Source organism: Microbacterium sp. (assembly GCF_031178525.1).
GTDB lineage: Bacteria > Actinomycetota > Actinomycetes > Actinomycetales > Microbacteriaceae > Microbacterium.
The window spans coordinates 1-2,483 of record NZ_JAPSJA010000326.1 but is presented as its reverse complement, the minus strand read 5'-3'; the positions used below and the strand labels follow the sequence as shown (position 1 = coordinate 2,483).

Genomic DNA, 2,483 nt, shown 5'->3' with positions numbered 1-2,483 from the left:
GGTTGGCGCCCCAGCCCGACGCGAAGATGCCCGATCCGCGCACCACCCCGTCGGGGTTGATGCCGTTCACGCGCACGCCGTGCTCGCCGAGCTCGACGGCCAGCAGCCGCACCTGGTGCGCCTGGTCCGCCTTGGTCGCGGAGTAGGCGATGTTGTTCGGACCCGCGAAGACGCTGTTCTTCGAGGAGATGTAGATGATGTCGCCGCCCATCCCCTGCTCGATCAGCGGCGTCGCCGCGGCCTTCGAGACGAGGAAGGATCCCTTCGCCATGACGTCGTGCTGGAGGTCCCAGTCCTTCTCGGTGGTCTCCAGCAGCGGCTTCGACAGCGACAGACCCGCGTTGTTCACGATCAGGTCGATGCCGCCGAACGCGAGCAGCGTCTCGTCGATCGCGGCCTGCACCCCCGCCGCGTCCGCCACGTTCGCCGCGATGCCGATCGCGACGTCGGTCGAGCCGAGCTCGGCCGCGACGCCCCGCGCCTTCTCGAGATCGAGATCGGCCACGACGACGCACGCGCCCTCCCGTGCCAGGCGGGTGGCGATCGCCTTGCCGATACCCGACGCGGCGCCCGTCACGAAGGCGATGCGACCCTGGTGCGTCTTCGGCTTCGGCATCCGCTGGAGCTTCGCCTCCTCGAGCGCCCAGTACTCGATCCGGAACTTCTCGGCGTCGGAGATCGGCGTGTAGGTCGACAGCGCCTCGGCGCCGCGCATCACGCCTATCGCGTTGAGGTAGAACTCGCCGGCGACGCGGGCGGTCTGCTTGTTCGCGCCGTACGAGAACATGCCGACGCCGGGAACCAGCACGATCAGCGGGTCCGCGCCGCGCATCGCGGGGCTGTCGGCGGTCGCGTGCGCCTCGTAGTACGCCGTGTAGTCGGCGCGGTAGGCGGCGTGCAGCTCCTTCAGCCGGGCGATCTGCTCCTCGGCGGTCGCTGTCGCCGGCAGATCCAGGATCATCGGCTTGACCTTGGTGCGCAGGAAGTGGTCGGGGCAGCTGGTGCCGAGGGCTGCGAGCTCCGGCGCGCGCTCGGACGCGAGGAAGTCGAGGACGACCTCGCTGTCGGTGAAGTGTCCGACCATCGGCTTGTCGTGCGAGGCGAGGCCGCGGATCGTCGCCGCGAGCGCGGCGGCCCGCGCGCGGCGCTTCTCCCGCGGCAGCGCCTCGAAGCCTGCGCGCACACCGCCGAACGGCTCGGGCTTGCCGTGCTCGTCGATGTACGCCTGGGCGGTCTGAATGATCCAGAGCGAGTTGCGCTCGCTCTCCTCGCTCGTGTCGCCCCAGGCAGTGATGCCGTGCCCGCCCAGGATCGTGCCGATCGCCTGCGGGTTCGCCGCCTTGATCTCGGCGATGTCGAGACCCAGCTGGAAGCCAGGGCGCCGCCACGGCACCCACACGACCTTGTCGCCGAAGATCCGCTTCGTGAGCTCCTCGCCGTCCGCCGCGGTCGCGATCGCGATCCCGCTGTCCGGGTGCAGGTGGTCGACGTGGGCCGCGTCCACCAGGCCGTGCATCGCGGTGTCGATCGAGGGGGCGGCGCCGCCCTTGCCGTGCAGGCAGTAGTCGAACGCCGCGACCATCTCGTCCTCGCGCTCGACGCCCGGGTACACGTTCACGAGCGCGCGCATGCGGTCAAGACGCAGGGCGGCAAGGCCCGACTCGGTCAGCGTGCCGAGGTCTCCTCCGGAGCCCTTCACCCACAGCAGCTCGACGGGCTCTCCCGTCACCGGGTCGGTCTCGGTGCCCTTGGCGGACGTGTTGCCGCCGGCGTAGTTGGTGTTGCGCGGATCGGATCCGAGCCGGTTCGACCGGGCGATCAGATCTGCGACGGTGCCGTTCGGCACGGTGACGTCTGACACGGCGTTCATGCTCCCCATCCGGCCTGCACGCCGCCCTGGCGCTCGGCCTCGATCGTGTTCTGGTAGTCCGATTCGAGCTGCGCCTTCATGGGGTCCGCGGGAAGCCCGCGACTCTCGCGCCACTCCGCCAGCGCGGGGCGCACGTCCGTGTAGAACGCGTCCATGAACACCGCGTTGGCGGCGAGCACATCCCCCGCCCGCTGCGCCTCGCGCAGCGCGTCGGCGTCGACGAGAAGCGCGCGCGCCGTCATCTCCTGCACGTTCAGCACCGAGCGGATCTGGCCCAGGATCTTGTCCTCGACGTTGTGGCACTGGTCGAGCATGAACGCCACGTCGGGGTTGCCGAGGCCGCCGCCGCGGATCACCTCGAAGAGGATCCGGAACAGCTGGAACGGATCGGCCGCCCCCACGATGAGGTCGTCGTCCGCGTAGAAGCGCGAGTTGAAGTCGAACGATCCGAGCTTCCCGAGGCGCAGCAGCTGCATCACGATGAACTCGATGTTCGTGCCGGGCGCGTGGTGTCCCGTGTCGAGGCACACCATCGCCCGATCGCCGAGCGCGGCGACCTGGGCGTACGACGTGCCCCAGTCCGGCACGTCCGTGTGATAGAACGCCGGCTCGA

The 2,483-nt window shown here is 69.9% G+C and carries 1 protein-coding gene and 1 pseudogene; both read right to left on the bottom strand.

The genetic code is table 11. The annotated features are described in order from the left end of the window. On the bottom strand, positions 1-1,861 hold a 1,861-nt coding region (locus RIF89_RS13890), incomplete at its 3' end, for a bifunctional aldolase/short-chain dehydrogenase (protein WP_309069674.1). Positions 1,862-1,866: 5 nt separating this feature from the next. Continuing rightward, positions 1,867-2,483: pseudogene (locus RIF89_RS13885) on the bottom strand (rhamnose isomerase); the annotation flags it as partial.